Source organism: Maridesulfovibrio sp. (assembly GCF_963676065.1).
Lineage (GTDB): Bacteria > Desulfobacterota > Desulfovibrionia > Desulfovibrionales > Desulfovibrionaceae > Maridesulfovibrio.
Map to the genome: position 1 here is coordinate 3,969,811 of NZ_OY780933.1, position 16,577 is coordinate 3,986,387.

Genomic DNA, 16,577 nt, shown 5'->3' on the forward strand with positions numbered 1-16,577 from the left:
TATTCAAGAACCATGTTCCCCTGATTTATCCGGCAATATATTTGAACAGACACTCCAGCAACTGTCTGCCGCACCCGAGGACCTAAGCGCAAGCAATCGTGTCAGATAAGCAAGTCCGCAATGATTTACATCTCTCCCTTCAGAATCATGACACTCAATAGAGTCGCTGATAAAGCCAAGAGCCTCTGAAATACTATTTATTTCTGCAACAACGTCTTCAAAACATTTATTCATACATATTCCTCTCTATTAAACTATCTAATTAACACCGGAAGCATGCGTAGAAATATATACAAAAAACTATTTTGTCTACATGAATCTGATTTTTTTCCAATAGAGTAGCCTATTTGCAGGACTTTATGCAATCTAATATTTATAAAAGTTTTGATAATTAAAAGATAAAAAATAATCATACACATTTAGTAATCACAAATAAGGCAAAAAATAAACATTTAATACAAACACAACAGTAATAAACATCCACATACAACCACACACACAATAAATACAATAGAAATAAGATAAAATCTTATACATAACCACAATAATATGAGAAAGATAAACAGATTATATAAAATTATAAATCAAATACAACAAGTTCTAGTCTAAAATTTACAATATCTATATATGAACATTCTTTTTATAGATGCATTTAAAAGTCCGGAGCACGTTTTCAACATGTTCCGGACTATTCAAGAGAAAATATTCTTGCAAAAGAATAAATTTCCAATTTATATATTATAGATTTATTGTGTTGTTAGATCACAACCGTATCGAAATACATTTTATTTAGATCAAACATCATTGCTTTACCAGAGAGAGCCGGTTCTTTACCACTTAGTATCTTTAAAATTTCACTACTCTGAATCCCCACAGCTGTAACAATTGCCGGAATGGGAGTGCCAAGTTCTTCCTCCAGCCCATTGTCTGATCCGAAAAAATCAGCGGGAGAAGCATCACCGGGATAAACAGTGGAGACTATTCCGGCCCAACCGGCGACAGAGGCAGTCACCATAGGAATGCCCTGATTTGCCGCAGCTTTCTTCAGCGGTTCCCTGAACTCCAACCCGCCAAGACAATCAGCAACTAAATCAGCCCCGGCTATGAAAGATTCAAAATCATCTGCTTTCATGAAATTTGAACGCACATCCAGAAAAACAGCCGCGTTAACCACCCGGACCATTTCAAAGGCAGCCTCGCTCTTCTTGCTGTCCAGAGTATTTTCAGCTGCCAGCCTTTGCCGGTTCAAGTTGGAGGGCTCAAAATTATCCCCGTCACAAGCGAGAATATTTCCGACCCCGGCCCGGACAAGAGATTCGAGCAGATGTCCACCCAAACCGCCCAAACCGACCAGGGCCACTTTTGAAAAAAACAACCTGCGCTGTTCATCTGCACTGAATGTAGAAAGATTGCGGACATACCTCTCTGGGATAGCTCCGGCCATGAACACACAACGTTCAACACAATTCAGGTCAAGCCCAAGTTTTTCCGAAATCTCACGGATAAGCGCATACGGAGCTATAAGAACCTTTATGCCTGAATCAAATTTTTTTTCGATAAAACGCCCGGCAAGCAATTCTTTTACTTTAACGTCAATACTCATATTCACCTCTTTGCTCGACCACTAAGAATAAACGCGCAATCCGTCCAAGTCAAAATCTACTGTATAGCAATCCTGGTTAGATGACACTTTCTTCAAGGTCTGATAATAATACGCACATGAAAAAAATGATTAAAGACCTTTCAAAAATAGCACGGGAAGCTGGGGCCGCCATTATGGAAGTCCGCAGCAAGGGCTTTGACATCCAAAGCAAGGATGACAAATCACCGGTAACAGCGGCTGACATTGCATCCAACAAAGTTATAACAAAGCACCTGTCCGAACTTTACCCGGATATCCCTGTTCTTTCCGAGGAAGGAATCCAGATTCCGTACAGCCAACGAAAGGAGTGGGACCAGTTCTTTCTCGTGGACCCGCTGGACGGCACTAAAGAATTCATCAAGGATAACGGCGAATTCTGTGTATGCATCGCCCTTATGCGCGCAAACCGTCCTGTACTGGGAATCATTTACGCTCCAACGCAGGATACCCTCTATACCGGGAGCATTGAAACCGGGGCACAAGTGAGTAGAAACGGGGAAACTCCCGCAACGATATCCAGCAATCCCCCGGCTGATGATGAAAAATTGAATATAGTAGGAAGCAGGTCACATCCAGCGCCTGAGCTTCAAGAATATCTGGAAACTCTGAATGTCGGAAAAATGGTACCGGCGGGCAGCGCGATAAAATTCTGCCTTGTTGCCGAAGGAAAAGCGCATCAATACCCCCGCTTTAACCCTACAATGGAATGGGACACCGCCGCGGGACAGGCCATAGTGGAAGCCGCCGGAGGCACAATGTTTGGACTGGACGGGAAAGAATTTCCCTATAACAAAGAAAATTTAAAAAATGCGGGCTTCATTGTAAAAGCCTGATTGGGGATTGATATATGCGTTATGTAATTCTGACTGCCCTGATCCTCCTTGCCGGATGCTCATCATGGCAGAATCCGAGTCTGGATATGTCGGTAAACAGGAGTGAACGTTTCAAAGCAGACCGCACCGAATGCCGTAAACGAGCAGAGAAAATGACTCACTCAGCCCCGGACAACGACCTGCCGAAAAGGACATACACTCAGGATCAGAATTTTTATTCCAATGAAGTTAAGGCTTATCAGCGCTGCATGAGTGCTAAGGGCTGGGTTAAAAAATAAAAAAAGCTTCAGCGATTTACAGCAAAAATGACAGAAACTCACGTATGTCTAACTACGCATTGTTCCTGTCATTTTTTTTTGCGCCTTACATCCGGCACTTCCTGAGCAGTCTGCTTGATTTTGGTTTGCCGGCAAACTCAAAGGATATGTATTCACTTAAGCGTCAAGCTTGAAATAATCTTCCTTGGTTCCCCGGAATGCTACCCGGCCATCCGCAATTTCAAGAACATGAGAGATGGACGGAATCAGCTCTTCCCGATGATGGCTCACGTAAACCATAGCCACACCGGCCTTGGCCAGAAGTTCCAGCAATTGGTAGATTTCCCGACGCGATTCTTCGTCGACACCGGCCAACGGTTCATCGAGCAGCAGCACATCCGGACCGGCAATCAATGCCCGGGCGATAAAAGCTTTACGCAGTTGACCGTAGGAAACCTGTTCCATCGGTCTTTCGGCCAGATCTTCTATGCCGAAAAAACGCATCCACTCCCATGTTTTTTCACGCATTTCATCTGAAATTTCATCCAATATTCCCGCCGAGGCAAAAAAACCGGAAATAACCAAATCAAAAATGGGGATAGGCCTTCCTACCGCTTCACCGAAAGAAGCCTGCATGGAGGCGGAGACCATACCCATACGACCACGCACGGAACGCAGATTGTCCCCTCTTTCAGGCAGACGTTCCATTTCCTCTTCAGCGGCGTAAGCTGCGGCGTCTCCGTAAAGCAGGCGCAACAGGGTAGATTTGCCGGCGCCGTTACGTCCGAGAACAGCCCAGTTTTCCCCGCCGGTCATATGCCAGTCGATGTTGTGCAGCACGGTCTTACCGAGAAAAACAACGCTGGAATCAGTAAGGCGGAACAAATTCCGGCCCGGTTCAATGCTGTTTACTTCCGGCGGTGTGCGCTTAAATTCCTGATCAGCGGCGCAAGCAACTTCATGCCCCTTCCCATCTCTGCAAAGATCTATTTTACCATCGCGAATATAAAGTGTCCGGTTAATGCAGGATGGGAGCTCCTCTTTGCGATGGGCGGAGCAGATGATGGTTGTTCCGTTTGCTGCGGCTGTATCTATCGCCCGCATCAACTGCTGGCGGGACTGCTGGTCCACTCCTTCAAGAAATTCGTCCAGTATAATCACTTCCGGTTCAGCCATGAGCGCGCGGGCTATCAGAATCTTCCGCCCTTCCCCGCGTGACATCTTGACCATGCTGCGTTTGGCAAGATCAAGCATGCCCAGATTTTCCATAAAATCCCGAACCCGGACATATTCGTCCTCATCAGCCAGACGATACAGGAAAGGGGTGTTGTCTTTTCCGGCAAGGACCACTTCCTCACCGGTGACATCCCAGGCCAGCTTTTCAAAAATATCCTGATGCTCAGGAGAAATCATGCGGTAACGTTCCAAAGGTTCCAGCGGACTGCAGGTCATTTCACCTTCTACAAAGAACTCGCGGCAGGCATCATTATCCGGCCAGACTTCCCCGGCCAGAATCATCATCAGCGTTGTCTTACCCGCGCCGTTCGGTCCAAGGACAGCCCAATGCTCCCCCTCACGGATATCCCAGTTTATCCCTTCAAGAACCGGACCCCGGTCCAGGGTAAGTGAAAGTTCCTTCATGGAAACCAATTTAGCGCTCATGTAACCCCACTTTGAAATATACTTAAACTTCTAAAATATAAACCGATACTTCTTATTAGGGCTAAACTTCTACTACTTAAAGAACCCGAGTGCAAGTCACACGAAAAGTAAAATGAGGTAAGGGCAGGACCGAATCATGATCGCAATAAAACAGCATTTAAGTTCAGGTGGTTGATATATTTCCTGTTTGTTTTTATATATAAATAAACCCATCAATCAGGCAGGGTAGCTATGATCAAACCTTCCGGGCGACACATATTCTTATTTTTCGCATTGCTTGTCCTACTCTGTCCGGACCTGCTCAGCGCGGCTGACATCAAAATCCCCGAATATATAGGAAGGATAAACAATCCGTACATCCTCCCGAACGGAACTGGACCGGGCTTCTTCATGTGTACAGTAATCGGACTTGTCACCGGGATGCTCAGCGCGGTCATAGGCGCGGGCGGAGGCCTGCTTGTAGTTCCGGCTCTGATGACAGCCGGAGTCAGCGGGATATACGCTGTGGGATCGGAGCTGTTCCGTTTATTTATTTTCAGCACCATCGAATCTGTGCGCATGGGAATTAATAAACGCATTAAATACACTCTGGCCCTGATCATGACCGTGGGCACTGTTCTGGGAGGAGTGGCCGGATATGCGCTTTGCAAAACCGTCTTCATCGCCGACCCTGCCGGAAGCGATATTTTCATCTCCGTCATGATCACTTTCTGGCTGATTATCTACGCCTTCATTATTATCCCTGACTTCAGGGATGATGCCCGCAAGTACGCCCTGGAAATGCTGAGAAAGGAAAAAGAGAAGGAAAGCCAGCAAGGAGCCGTGAACACTCAGCCGGAACCGCCTGCAAAACCGAAAGAAGCTGAGCAGAAGGAAGACACACAATCCCCGGATAAAGCCCCGGCTGAAGATAAAGCAGATCCTAAACCAGAAGAAGAGCAAAAAACGGATCAACCGAAAACGGAACTCGAGCATAAGCCGCAATTCGAGGATGAATTATACCCCGATGAAGAACCGTGGCCCATCGCCCGCAGTATGCGAAGCTTAAAGATTCCGCCTTACCTTAAATTCCCTTCAACCTTCAAAGAGAAAGAAGATGAACTGGAGCCCGCAGAACTGAAACGGGACGGAACGGAACGCGATCTAGATGCCGAGGATGAGCAGGAGAAACTCGAACGGATTCCCGTGCTACCCATATTCTTTATGACTGTCGTCGGCGGTTTTTTTATGGCTCTGACCGGTTCCGGCGGGGTTATCCTGACCTTCACCATCATGACCAAAGGATTCGGATGCGTTGCCGCCCTTGTAGCCGGAACCGACCTCGCGAGGCTGGCCCTATCCGCTGGCGGGTTGACCATGTCCACATATGGCCTGAACGGTTTCATAAACATCTACTGCATCACGGGATTGATTTTCGGAACTATCACCGGATTGCATCTGGGCAGCAAAGGGCTGAAGAATATTTTGCCGTACCGGGCCAAGGGGCTGGTTGCCCTGCTGGTTATCTCAGTGATTATCAACCGAGTACTAGCCCTACCTACCCTGCTGCGGAAGGCAGGGGCTTCTATTGATCCTGAACTAGCAGGCACCTTTGATTCCAGCGGAACATACATCCTGATGATCGGAGCCGGAATCTTCGGGGGCTGGATAACCTTCGCATTCCTCAGTCACTTATATAAATCCCTGCAACCGGCATCGAAACAGGGGGCAAGCAAATGACCTATTCAGTCAAAACCCTGATTATCGCTGCTATGCTTTTTGTCTCCAGCATGCTCATAATAGGAAGCATGCATCTACCCCTGTTTAATGGATCGGATGGATTTGAAAGGATGGAAAATGCCTTCAACTCCCTGCGTAAGGGATTAAAACCGCCGTTCCAAATAATTGAATCTGAAAATACCGAATACCTCGGAAAAAATATTAACATGACACTTGTCTTCAGGGATAGGGACGAAGCGCGCATAGCCACCATGATATTCCTGCGCAACAAGCTGACAGTTACTCCCAAGGACCGCAAGGTTAACATCCAGGGTGATCTCGGTTACACCTTGAAATTTTTTATGAATGATATCTACCTGCTCTACATGAACAGTTTTAAAAAGCTGAAAAGCAGGTACTCCATGCCGGCCACCCAATCCATGTACTATCTCAACCGTATTTTACAAAAAATGGCCGCAGCCATGGCCGAACAGCAAAAATATCCGCAGGAAAAATTGATCAGAAAGATACGCGAAAAGCTGCTCATTCCTGCCTACAACCTGCGTGAAGCAAAGCCGGTAAGCGAGACTTCCGGCTTCACATTCCTTACACTGGGAACTCTTGGAATTCTGCTTTTCGCTATACTCTGGGATGTTGTGAACTTCCTTTTTTTCGGCACACTGGAATCCGAAGATTTCATGAAATGGGTGCGCGTAAAACTTGGACGAGAGATGTCCGATGAGCAGAAAAAAAGAATCGCAATAAAAAAGATGAAAGCGGCCAAAGCCAAGAAAAAACAAAAATCTGAACAGATCAAAAGAATTAAAAGCAAAAGGACCAATAAGGAAGCATTACAGAAAAAAAATAACCCCGGAATCAAAACAGATGAACCGGGCGCTGAAAAAAAAGCAGCAAAAAAAAGAAAGGTGTCTACCGAGGATAAAACGAAAGCACGTAAGAAAATAAGTGATGAGACACCGAAAATAAAACCGACAGAGGCGAAGAAGAAAGCCGCAACGAAGAAAACTGCCCGGAATCATGAAAAGGACACTACTGAAAAAAAGAGGTCTGCTTCCAAAAAGAATGCGGACGGCAAGGTGATGAAAAAAAATGCTTCCGACAAAAAACAAACAAAGCCCACTTCACAAACCAAGAGCAAAAAAGTAACTACTCAACAGGGGAGAAAAAAAATTGCGGCCCCCTCCAAACCGGAGGCGCCTAAAAAGGCTAGAAAAAAACCAACGGCTCAGAAAGCCGAGAAGAAACCGGACAAACGGACCCGGACCGCATCGAAAGAGATAAAACCTGATGAGCAATAAACAGTCTAAAGCTCCCGTCGCGTTCTTCCGTATCCTTGAGTATGAATCTTCATTTCTGGATACCGCAGTAGCCATGACACTCGAAGAATGCGGGTTGAAGATTAATCTTGGAACAAAAGTACTGGTCAAACCGAATCTTGTATCACCCAAAAATCCCTTGGCCTGCACTCATCCCAACGTGACTATATCCCTTTGCCGCTACCTTAAAGATTGCGGGGCACAGATCACAGTTGCGGATTCTCCGGGCTACGGTAGTGCGGCTCAGGTTTCCAAAGCCATCGGCATGACTTCTGGATTACGCAGACTCGGACTGAAACCACGGAGCCTCGGCCGCCCCACTCCGCTCAAGCTCTCTTTCGGCGAAACCATAGGGATTTCCCGCGATGCCCTTGAAACGGACATGATCATCAATGTCCCCAAACTGAAAGCGCACGGACAGTTCGTACTAACCGGCGCGGTGAAAAATCTTTTCGGTACGGTGGTGGGCTTCCGCAAAGCCTATGCGCATACCCGCTTCGGAGAAACCCCGGGACTGATGGAAAAAATGATCATAGAGGTAGCCGCGTCTATGCCACTGGCCTTCAACCTCATGGACGCCATCTATCCTATGCATAAAATGGGACCAATCAACGGCAAGCCATACTCAATGAGTTTGCTGGCCGGTTCACCCAACCCTTATGCTCTTGATACGGCACTTTACATGCTGCTGGGGGTGAGTCCCAAAAAAATACTGCTCTGGCGGGAAAGCGTAAACCAAAATATTTTCGGTCACGACCCGGACCACATTGAATATGTAATAGAACCCCCGGACAACTTTGACACCACGGATTTTATACTCCCGGAGAAACTGAGTCCCATGGAATTTGAACCGGTCCGCTTTGTAAAGGGGCGCATAAAATCCCTCTTCAGCAGGTTCAGTTAAGCCTTCACCCGTGTTGATCTATAAATAAAGAGATTTCCCGCAAATGACCCAGAACAATATTTTTCGCATACTGCTGACTGTTACCGGACAGGTTCAAGGAGTAGGATTCAGGCCCTTTGTTTACAAAACGGCCCTTAAGCACAGCCTTTCCGGCACAGTGCTTAACAGCCCGGAAGGAGTGCTCATTGAATTGCAGGGAAATGAGGATCAACTGGACGGATTCGAACAATCATTTAATGATGACCTGCCACGGCTGGCCCGTATTGTTTCGCTGAAAAAAACAAATCTGGATATCATAGAGGACGAGCAAAAATTCTGCATTCTGGCCTCAACCGCCGGAGAAGGTCACTGTGTATTGATCAGCCCGGATGTGGCTACATGCCCGGACTGCTTCGCGGATATGAATGATCCGCAGAATCGTCGCTATGAATACCCTTTCACCAACTGCACCAATTGCGGCCCGCGCTACACCATTACTAAATCCATTCCCTACGATAGGCCGGTAACTTCCATGGCCTGTTTTGAACTTTGTGACGATTGCCGTGAGGAATATGAGAATCCACTGGACCGCAGGTTCCATGCCCAGCCTAATGCCTGCGCTGAATGCGGCCCCGAAGTATGGCTGACCGATAATCAGGGCAATAAACTCGCAGCTCCTGAAACAGCTTTGCGGGAGCTGGCAAAAGCGCTGGCTGCCGAAAAAATTGCCGGGGTGAAAGGACTGGGAGGATTCCATCTGGTCTGCGATGCATCCAATCCCGATGCGGTGCGCACCTTGCGGGAACGCAAAAACCGTCCGGATAAACCGCTAGCGGTTATGGTCCGCGATGTGGATGAAGCGCGCAAGCTTGCCGACCTCACCGAGAATGATATTGAGCTGCTGGAAGGATTACAGCGTCCCATCGTGCTGGCTCCCAAGGGAGAACGCTACTCGCTGGCTCCGGAGATTGCACCGGATACGGATTTTATCGGTTTAATGGTGCCCTACACACCGCTGCATCAGGTTCTGCTCAAACATTTTTCCGCTCTTGATGAATCAGGCCGACCGGCGGCACTGGTTATGACTTCCGGGAACATGAGTTCCGCTCCTATCTGCATCGGAAATCGCGAAGCCCTGAAACGGCTGAACCATATTGTCGATGTATTTCTATTTCATAACCGGGACATCCTCATCCGTGTCGATGATTCTGTGGCCCGCTCGGTACCGGAATATTCAGAATCAAGAAGAAACGAAGATAAATCACGCACGGTTTTCATGCGCCGGGCCAGAGGCTACACCCCTTCCCCGGTTTTTCTGGCTCAGGACGGTCCCTGTGTTCTGGGTACCGGTCCGGAGCTGAAAAACACACTCTGCCTGACCAAAGGAGATCAGGCTTTCAGCAGCCAGCATATCGGAGACATGCAGAATCTCGAGACCTCCAATTTCTGGAAAGAAATCCGGTTGCACCTGCAATCCATCCTCAAGGTCAAACCGGAACTCATCGTCCACGACCTGCACCCGGATTACCTGACAACCTCACTTGCTGAAGAAATTTCACAGGCTGAAGACATTAAGACAACAGCCCTGCAACACCACTACGCCCACATATATTCCGTACTTGCCGAAAACAGACATCAAGGCCCCGCGCTGGGGCTGGCATTGGACGGAACCGGGCTGGGTGAGGACCGCAACATCTGGGGCGGCGAATGTCTTATGGTTGATAATGAACAGTTGATCCACCGCAGGCTGGCGCGCTTTTCTTATCTGAAATTACCAGGCGGCGAAGCTGCTGTGCGCGAGCCGTGGCGCATTGCCCGTGCGGCGGCCAAAGATTTAGGCCTCGATGCGGACCTTGTTCCGGTACCGGAGCAACTGCGCGGCGGCCTGAAAATGTTTGATCAGGTTCTGGGAAAAAATATCAACTGCCCACTGACCAGCAGTTGCGGGCGGCTCTTTGACGCGGTTTCTGCAATGCTTGGACTCTGCTCCGTAATTTCATACGAGGGACAGGCTGCAATAATTCTTGAAAAAATTCAGGATATGAACGAACAAGCGGCATACAGCTGCCCACTCGATCACACATCAGAACCATGCGAGATCCGCACTGCTGAACTTTTCAAGCAGGCCTTTACGGATGTCAGTAACGGTACACCTCCGGCAATCATCAGCCGCCGCTTCCACCGGGGACTGATCACGGGACTAGCTGATTGCGCCAAGCTAATCGCTGACAAAACCGGCATTAAAACAGTGGGATTAAGTGGAGGGGTGATGCAAAACCTGACCATCGCTGTCGAGTTGCCCGTGGAACTGCAAAAACGCGGTCTAACCCCGCTGGTCCACCGCTACCTGCCACCAAATGACGGATGTATCTCTCTCGGTCAGGCAGTCTATGGGCAGGCACTGCTCAACAACCAGTAGTTTTATGAGCCGTCCTAAAATAGATTGACGGTTAATTGGTTTACTACAGGGCTGTGGGGGTACCCCCACAGCCCTGTTTATGTATTTGGTTCGGTGTTTTCATTTTCAAACTAAGATGAGGACGTTCAGAATTATATATTTCAATAGACTCTTTTACGAGTGAATTTAACTCATCAAAACTAGTGCATTTAAACACCAAAAATTCTTGTTTTAAAATTCCATTTATACGTTCAGCTAACGCATTTTGGTAACAATCATACCCATCTGTCATAGATGGGACCATTTCGGCTTTCTTGAGCTTGTTTTGATAAATGGACGATGCGTACTGCAATCCACGATCTGAATGGTGGATTGTTTTGTTTCGCGTTTTTCGGTTTTTGATAGCCATATCTAAAGCTTTAGCGGTCCCTTCGGCACTAAGATCAGAACTCAAATTGTGACCTACAATTTTTCTGCTAAAAGAGTCTGTAATTAGTGATAGATAGTATGTTTTATTTAACGTTTTTACGTAAGTTATATCACTAACAAAGACTTCTTCTGAATACTGAGGCTTAAACTCCTTCAATAAATTAGGATGTTTTTTGAGCCAATGCTTTGAATTTGTAGTTTTTGTGTAATTTTTTCTTGTTTTTATCAGTAAATGCTCTCTGCGCAATAATGCGAAAAAGGCATCCCGTCCAAGCTTGATTCCACGAGCTACAAATTTCTCACGCAATAAAAAATAAAGCTTACGCGTTCCCAGCCGAGGCATTCTGGCCCGCAGACTCAAAACAAGTTTCTTTACTTCTTGGAACTGTTTTTCCCGTACCTTATGGCGTTTTTCAGCCTGATATATCGATTGCCGACTCACCCCGAGCTGTCTACAGCAAGCAGATAAACTTATTTGCTTTGTTTCCTGAAGACCTCGTGCAGCTCGGGGGTAAGTTTTTTTCTTATGGAAGTACCCAGTTCTCTGTCAGAAATATCAATCATTTCGTTGAGAAGCATAGTTTTGATCTTCTCTTCCTGAAGCTCTTTTTCAAGACGCTTGATCTTTTGTGCTGGAGTCTCTTTAGATTTTGGCATTCTTTTCAGATGTACCATAGGTTTGCTCCAGTCAAGGGTTCCGTGCTTTCTCAGCCAGACTAAAACAGTGCTGCGGCCTTGAATCCCGTATGTCTTTTGGGCTTGCTTGTAGGTCATTTCGCCTTCTTCTACCATCGCAACAACCGCTAATTTAAAGCCCATTGTGTAATCGCGCTGACTTCGCCTTACTCTTTGACTTTCTTCCTTTTTCATAAAATAGGTCCTTTGGGTGTAAACCTATTTCAGGACGGGACATTATATAAAAAAAAGCCTCTACCTAATCCGGTGGAGGCTTTTTGCTATTGAATGCACTCTGGATTTCTACCAGCCCTTATGACTGAGAATATCCTTAACTTTTTCCTCGGTTTTTTCTTCCACGAGGATCATTTTCTTAGCCTGTGCTTTTTTGATTTTGTCGGTAAGCACATTTATATCGGCCGGTTTTTCAACAAAGTCCATTGCGCCGAGCTTCATTGCCTGAATGCCTTTTTCAACTGTTGCGTGACCACTAAGCAGGATAACCTGCATTTCGGGTCTGGTTTTCTTAATATGTTTAAGAGCTTCAATGCCATCAATTCCGGGCATCTGAAGGTCGAGCACGATTGCATCAAAATTTTCCGCATCAACTTTGTCGAGGGCTTCCTGAGGATTGGTACATGCGGTTACATTCATACCGCGCAGTTCCATACGTTCGGCCAGACCTTCAACAAATTCCTTTTCGTCATCAACCAGAAGTACTTTTTCTGCCATCTTCTCTCTCCACCTGCATGACGCAGCTTTAAGGTAATTAAAATTTTACAGTTAATTTATCCCGAGGGCTTTCTGATATTTCAGCACCCGCTTGTTCGGCAATAGCCCCCAACTCGGCCAGTTGCTCTTCAGTCAACACTTCAGTCAATCCTGAAATTGAAACGAAACATCCACCTCCGGAAGCTTCGACATCAACACCGAGTTCACCGTCTTTTCCGGCGCTATCCATAGAATATTCCAATGCTTTGGCTATAAGCATCTGAGTTGTGAACGGGTCTCCCTTGCCGTTAACCTGTCCACCTTCGCGAAGGCTTATCTTGACGCATTTACGCGAAGCCATCCGGGTCAGTAAGGAGATTACCAGAGAGCTGAGTTCGTGATAATCTATTTCACATTCCGGGATATCGACGCTATGGGCAAAGCGGTTCATATTCTTGATTATAGTATCTCCCCTCTTCACCTGATTCTGAATTTTTCCGGCCAGCTTGACCAGTCGGGGGGGATCTAGTTCCAGCCCCTTTTCAACCATCAGCGAAAGATCCTGCAGCAGACCTGCATCCTCATTGATAATTGCGAGCACATTCTTAAGGTCATGGGAAATAGCCGCACTTATCTGCCCGAAAAAACAAAGGTCGTCACGCCCCTTAAACGGTGTAGCTGATCCCATGATAAACTCCTTGTGAATGTTTATTCAGAACCCAGAGCCAGATTAATTTTTTCAATCAGCTCTTCAATCTTTACGGGCTTTACCAGATAGCATTCCGCCTCTGAAGCTCCCGCTTTGTAGTCCTCTTCCGAGCCATGTCCTGAGAGGAAAATATATTTCATCCCGGACCTGATTTTACTCAGCTCGGCCCTCAGCTCCAATCCGCTCATGCGCGGCATTTTTACATCAAGGACCGCGAGGTCGTACTCATTATCTTTAACCTTGTCTATAGCTTCCGCTCCGGAACTGGCCCAATCGGCATCAAATCCCCGGAAGGAAAGTCTCTCCGCCAACGCTGAAACCAGTTCGGCCTCATCATCAACTAATAAAATCTTCATACTAGGAACTCTCCCCATTAACCTTGTGAACGACAGGCAGCGAAAAGCTGAACTCGGTTCCTTTGCCCAGCTTGCTCTTTACTTTCATTTCTCCACCCAGATCCTGAACCAGACCGTAGGTGATGGACAAACCGAGACCGGTTCCGCCCGATTGTTTTTTTGTTGAGTAAAAAGGCTCAAATATTCTTTTCATATCAGAGTCGGGAATTCCGCACCCGCTGTCTTTAACTGAAAAGGACACCAGCTCTCCTTTCCGCTCAACCCGAACCAGCAGGGCTCCCCCGTCCTTCATCGCTTGAAAGGCATTGTTGATCAGGTTCAATAAAACCTGCTCCAGTTTACCACGGTCAGTTATTACTTCAAAAATATTATCATCAACATCCACAGTGACATCAATACACCTGTACTCCGCTTCCTTATTCAGGAAACTTAACACAGTTTCGATAACTTTGCGCGGATATACAGGACGGAATTCCATATCACTCTTGCGGGAGAAACCCAGCAAACGCTTGGTGATCCGGCCGCAGCGTTCAACGGAATCAAGTACGGAATCCACAAGCCCGAGCATACGGTCATCAGCATTATAATCCTTGCTGAAAGTGAACAGGTCTTTGAGCAGGCCCGCCTTTTCATTAATAATGGCAAGGGGGTTATTGATCTCATGAGCAACTCCGGCCGCCAGCCGACCTATGGAGGCCATACGGTTATGGTGTTCCATCTGCTGCAGTGTTTTCGATCTGGTCATGTCGGCTATGTAGATGCGTTCCACAAGGTAAGTGGCCACAGCCCACATAACCAGAATAATGACTGCGATACTTACGGAGGTAAACCAGATAACCGTATCCCGGGATCTTTGCCAGCCCCCCATAAAATCCTCCTCGGTCTTTACGTAGAGGAGAACAAAGGGGGTATTTTTCAGATAGGCATACCCGACCATGGCCGGATCTCCATGGTGATATGAAATTTCTTCCACTTTGGTACGAAAGGATTTTTCAGGCAGCTCAAAACCTACCTTGGAAAAAATTTCGCCATTCCATTTCGAGGGAGTCTGCAGCACGCCTTCCCGATTGACCAAAAAGACATCCTCACCCTCGGAAAGATCACGCGAAGACAAAATCCCGTTAAACTGCTTCGTATCAAGGGTGGCGCGTAAAATTCTATAACGGTTCTTTTCACCGCTGAGCACATGCTTAACGGCAATAACAAGGTGCGGACTGTCGCGAAATCCCAGAAAGACTTCGCTCACATAAATGCCCTGCTCCACAGTCTGCTTGAACCAGTCCTGACCTGCGTAATCCCGGCCTTCAAGATTGTATGGGCCGACATAGGAAATCTGCTTTCCTTCAGTATTTATAACACTGAGATCAACAAATCCGCCAAAACTGTTCTTAAGCGAATCAAGCATACCGGATAATTTCTCACGATCATTGAAGGAACGGAAATCGTGCAGTTCAACCAGCAGTCGTAATGCTGATTTCCGTTCCTCCAGAAAGTAAGAAATCGAGCGGCGGGTATTGGACGTGGTCCTCTCCGCCCCAAGAGTATTCTCGGATATAATCGCTCCCCGGGTGACACTGAAATCAATCGCGGCCATGATCAGAATAGGAACAAGTGATACAACAACCAGAATCCCGATACACAACTGCCACATTCGTTTATAGTCAAACAGCTGCTTGTAAGGTCCTGCAGACCTTGAGTCCGCACTCAAAAATTCCGGTTTGAATATTCCTTTCAGGTCCATGACCACTCCCGGCTAATTTACTGATTAAGAGTTACGCACCTTGGCGTAAGCCTCTTTAAGGGTGTTGCTGAGCACATCAATATCCACAGGCTTATTCAGGTAAGCGAACGCGCCAAGCTCCATGCAGGTCTTGCGGTCTTCATCTGAACCGTGACCGGTAAGGATTATGATTTCCATTTTAGGAGAAGTGGACTTGACTCTGCGCAGCACCTCAATACCATCAATGCCGGGCATTTTGAGGTCAAGAATCATTACTTCAGGTTCATCATCCTCGACTACGCTCAAAGCGGACTCACCATCGAAAACAACAGCAGATCCGAGATCGCGCAGGAGAAGCCGTTCAGACAGTGTCTTGACGAATTCGCGTTCATCATCAACCAGCAGCACGCGGGAAGGAAGCTCGAAATCCACGCGGCGATAGATATCGGCCTCGTAGAATTCCTTGCCTACAGTCACTTCCACTTCCTTAACCCCTTCAATGGGTTCGGTGATTTCACGCAGTTCCTTCTCAAGGCGTTCAATCATGAGCACTTTTTTATTGATGGCAAGATTAACCTTGCCGTTTTCAGCTGTTACGGAAACATTATGCCCGGTGGAAACAAGCTCAGTTTCAACTCTGGCGGCAAGAATAAAATTCTGCACGGCCTGCTTTGAAGCATCGGTAACTTCAACTGCTGCGTTACGCAGTTGCTCGGTGATCAGCGCTACGGATTCGTCCACGCCGGTTTTGCCGGCTGGGATAACCATATCGTAGAGGGACGCAGACCATGGATCATTGCTGCCAGTCACCTCACGAACCCATACAGTGCGGTCCTCGTCAGTATGGAGGATTTCCTTTCCAGCCAAGTTTGCGGAAAGCCCCGACTCATTGCGTGCGATTTCCAACCTCTTCGGAAGGTCATCGATAATGCACACTTTGAGAACATGGCTTATTTCCTGTGAAAGCAGTTGCGTCACCATACCGGAAACCAGCAGGGGGTGTTCTTCTGCCAGTTTACGGGCAAGAGCCAACCGGAGCCATGATACCGCACGTTCTTTTTCACGACTGAATTTATTGAAAATAGAAGTTTTATGGGAGAAAGCCTTGGCAACAGCACTTTCACTCATCCCTCCGAGGGCAGCCGCATCAGCAACGAGGTCACTGTCTGTGACCAGCCTGAAATCGATATCATCAAGCAGACGTTTAATAATTGCATCCGCCTGACAAAACAGGCCACTGAAGATAAACAGATCAGACATTATCAAC

15 protein-coding genes are annotated in these 16,577 nt (G+C 47.1%); 6 read left to right on the forward strand and 9 right to left on the reverse strand.

From position 1 onward, the window contains the following. Positions 1-3: 3 nt before the first annotated feature. On the reverse strand, positions 4-234 hold the full coding sequence (locus ACKU35_RS17935; RefSeq protein WP_319761444.1) for a hypothetical protein: 231 nt from the start codon (positions 232-234) through the stop codon (positions 4-6). Between the two features lie 523 nt (positions 235-757). Then, positions 758-1,603, reverse strand: a complete 846-nt coding sequence (locus ACKU35_RS17940; RefSeq protein ID WP_319761446.1) for a ThiF family adenylyltransferase — start codon at positions 1,601-1,603, stop codon at positions 758-760. Positions 1,604-1,719: 116 nt separating this feature from the next. Between ACKU35_RS17940 and cysQ the strand changes: the two genes are divergently transcribed. Together cysQ and ACKU35_RS17950 are read left to right on the forward strand one after the other, a co-directional pair. After that, the gene (gene cysQ / locus ACKU35_RS17945) at positions 1,720-2,475 is read left to right on the forward strand and encodes a 3'(2'),5'-bisphosphate nucleotidase CysQ (RefSeq protein ID WP_319761449.1); all 756 of its coding nucleotides are present in this window, start codon (positions 1,720-1,722) and stop codon (positions 2,473-2,475) included. 14 nt (positions 2,476-2,489) lie between these two features. Next, a complete protein-coding gene (locus ACKU35_RS17950) occupies positions 2,490-2,753 on the forward strand; it encodes a hypothetical protein (RefSeq protein ID WP_319761451.1) in 264 nt (87 codons plus the stop codon). Positions 2,754-2,909: 156 nt separating this feature from the next. Here the strand turns inward: ACKU35_RS17950 and ACKU35_RS17955 are convergent, their stop codons facing one another. Beyond that, positions 2,910-4,394 (reverse strand): ATP-binding cassette domain-containing protein, encoded by a 1,485-nt coding sequence (locus tag ACKU35_RS17955; protein ID WP_319761453.1) that lies wholly within the window; start codon positions 4,392-4,394, stop codon positions 2,910-2,912. A 231-nt stretch (positions 4,395-4,625) separates the two neighbouring features. On the opposite strand from ACKU35_RS17955, the gene ACKU35_RS17960 reads away from it, so the two are divergent. Genes ACKU35_RS17960 through hypF form a run of 4 tightly spaced genes read left to right on the forward strand, consistent with a single transcriptional unit; the run spans position 4,626 to position 10,731 of the window. After that, complete coding sequence (locus ACKU35_RS17960; RefSeq protein ID WP_319761454.1) at positions 4,626-6,113, forward strand: TSUP family transporter; 1,488 nt, start codon at positions 4,626-4,628, stop codon at positions 6,111-6,113. Continuing rightward, a complete protein-coding gene (locus ACKU35_RS17965) occupies positions 6,110-7,411 on the forward strand; it encodes a hypothetical protein (RefSeq protein WP_319761456.1) in 1,302 nt (433 codons plus the stop codon). Before ACKU35_RS17960 ends, ACKU35_RS17965 begins: the two co-directional genes overlap by 4 nt. Next, positions 7,401-8,333 (forward strand): DUF362 domain-containing protein, encoded by a 933-nt coding sequence (locus ACKU35_RS17970; protein WP_319761458.1) that lies wholly within the window; start codon positions 7,401-7,403, stop codon positions 8,331-8,333. Before ACKU35_RS17965 ends, ACKU35_RS17970 begins: the two co-directional genes overlap by 11 nt. A 43-nt stretch (positions 8,334-8,376) precedes the next feature. Further along, positions 8,377-10,731 (forward strand): carbamoyltransferase HypF, encoded by a 2,355-nt coding sequence (gene hypF / locus ACKU35_RS17975; protein ID WP_319761460.1) that lies wholly within the window; start codon positions 8,377-8,379, stop codon positions 10,729-10,731. Between the two features lie 43 nt (positions 10,732-10,774). Here the strand turns inward: hypF and ACKU35_RS17980 are convergent. From ACKU35_RS17980 to ACKU35_RS18005, 6 genes are all read right to left on the reverse strand, one after another. Continuing rightward, positions 10,775-12,009, reverse strand: a protein-coding gene (locus ACKU35_RS17980) for an IS3 family transposase (RefSeq protein ID WP_319759405.1) whose coding sequence is annotated in 2 segments (ribosomal slippage) — positions 10,775-11,655 and positions 11,655-12,009 — 1,236 coding nt in all. Because the reading frame shifts where the segments join, the coding sequence is not laid out codon by codon here. 108 nt (positions 12,010-12,117) lie between these two features. Beyond that, positions 12,118-12,546 carry a response regulator gene (locus ACKU35_RS17985; RefSeq protein ID WP_319761462.1) on the reverse strand — a complete coding sequence of 143 codons (429 nt, stop codon included), beginning with the start codon at positions 12,544-12,546 and terminating at the stop codon, positions 12,118-12,120. A 37-nt stretch (positions 12,547-12,583) separates the two neighbouring features. After that, the gene (locus tag ACKU35_RS17990; RefSeq protein WP_319761464.1) at positions 12,584-13,213 is read right to left on the reverse strand and encodes a sensor histidine kinase; all 630 of its coding nucleotides are present in this window, start codon (positions 13,211-13,213) and stop codon (positions 12,584-12,586) included. 20 nt (positions 13,214-13,233) lie between these two features. Then, a complete protein-coding gene (locus tag ACKU35_RS17995; protein ID WP_319761466.1) occupies positions 13,234-13,590 on the reverse strand; it encodes a response regulator transcription factor in 357 nt (118 codons plus the stop codon). 1 nt (position 13,591) lies between these two features. Then, positions 13,592-15,331, reverse strand: a complete 1,740-nt coding sequence (locus ACKU35_RS18000; protein ID WP_319761468.1) for a sensor histidine kinase — start codon at positions 15,329-15,331, stop codon at positions 13,592-13,594. Positions 15,332-15,355: 24 nt separating this feature from the next. Then, entirely contained in the window at positions 15,356-16,570 is a 1,215-nt protein-coding gene (locus ACKU35_RS18005) for a response regulator (protein WP_319761470.1), read from the reverse strand. Between the last annotated feature and the right edge of the window lie 7 nt (positions 16,571-16,577).

Bases quoted from the DNA above. Each gene is read 5' to 3' on its own strand.
- ACKU35_RS17935 (WP_319761444.1), bottom strand. From the start codon at position 234: ATGAATAAATGTTTTGAAGACGTTGTTGCAGAAATAAATAGTATTTCA.
- ACKU35_RS17940 (WP_319761446.1), bottom strand. From the start codon at position 1,603: ATGAGTATTGACGTTAAAGTAAAAGAATTGCTTGCCGGGCGTTTTATC.
- cysQ (WP_319761449.1), top strand. From the start codon at position 1,720: ATGAAAAAAATGATTAAAGACCTTTCAAAAATAGCACGGGAAGCTGGG.
- ACKU35_RS17950 (WP_319761451.1), top strand. From the start codon at position 2,490: ATGCGTTATGTAATTCTGACTGCCCTGATCCTCCTTGCCGGATGCTCA.
- ACKU35_RS17955 (WP_319761453.1), bottom strand. From the start codon at position 4,394: ATGAGCGCTAAATTGGTTTCCATGAAGGAACTTTCACTTACCCTGGAC.
- ACKU35_RS17960 (WP_319761454.1), top strand. From the start codon at position 4,626: ATGATCAAACCTTCCGGGCGACACATATTCTTATTTTTCGCATTGCTT.
- ACKU35_RS17965 (WP_319761456.1), top strand. From the start codon at position 6,110: ATGACCTATTCAGTCAAAACCCTGATTATCGCTGCTATGCTTTTTGTC.
- ACKU35_RS17970 (WP_319761458.1), top strand. From the start codon at position 7,401: ATGAGCAATAAACAGTCTAAAGCTCCCGTCGCGTTCTTCCGTATCCTT.
- hypF (WP_319761460.1), top strand. From the start codon at position 8,377: ATGACCCAGAACAATATTTTTCGCATACTGCTGACTGTTACCGGACAG.
- ACKU35_RS17985 (WP_319761462.1), bottom strand. From the start codon at position 12,546: ATGGCAGAAAAAGTACTTCTGGTTGATGACGAAAAGGAATTTGTTGAA.
- ACKU35_RS17990 (WP_319761464.1), bottom strand. From the start codon at position 13,213: ATGGGATCAGCTACACCGTTTAAGGGGCGTGACGACCTTTGTTTTTTC.
- ACKU35_RS17995 (WP_319761466.1), bottom strand. From the start codon at position 13,590: ATGAAGATTTTATTAGTTGATGATGAGGCCGAACTGGTTTCAGCGTTG.
- ACKU35_RS18000 (WP_319761468.1), bottom strand. From the start codon at position 15,331: ATGGACCTGAAAGGAATATTCAAACCGGAATTTTTGAGTGCGGACTCA.
- ACKU35_RS18005 (WP_319761470.1), bottom strand. From the start codon at position 16,570: ATGTCTGATCTGTTTATCTTCAGTGGCCTGTTTTGTCAGGCGGATGCA.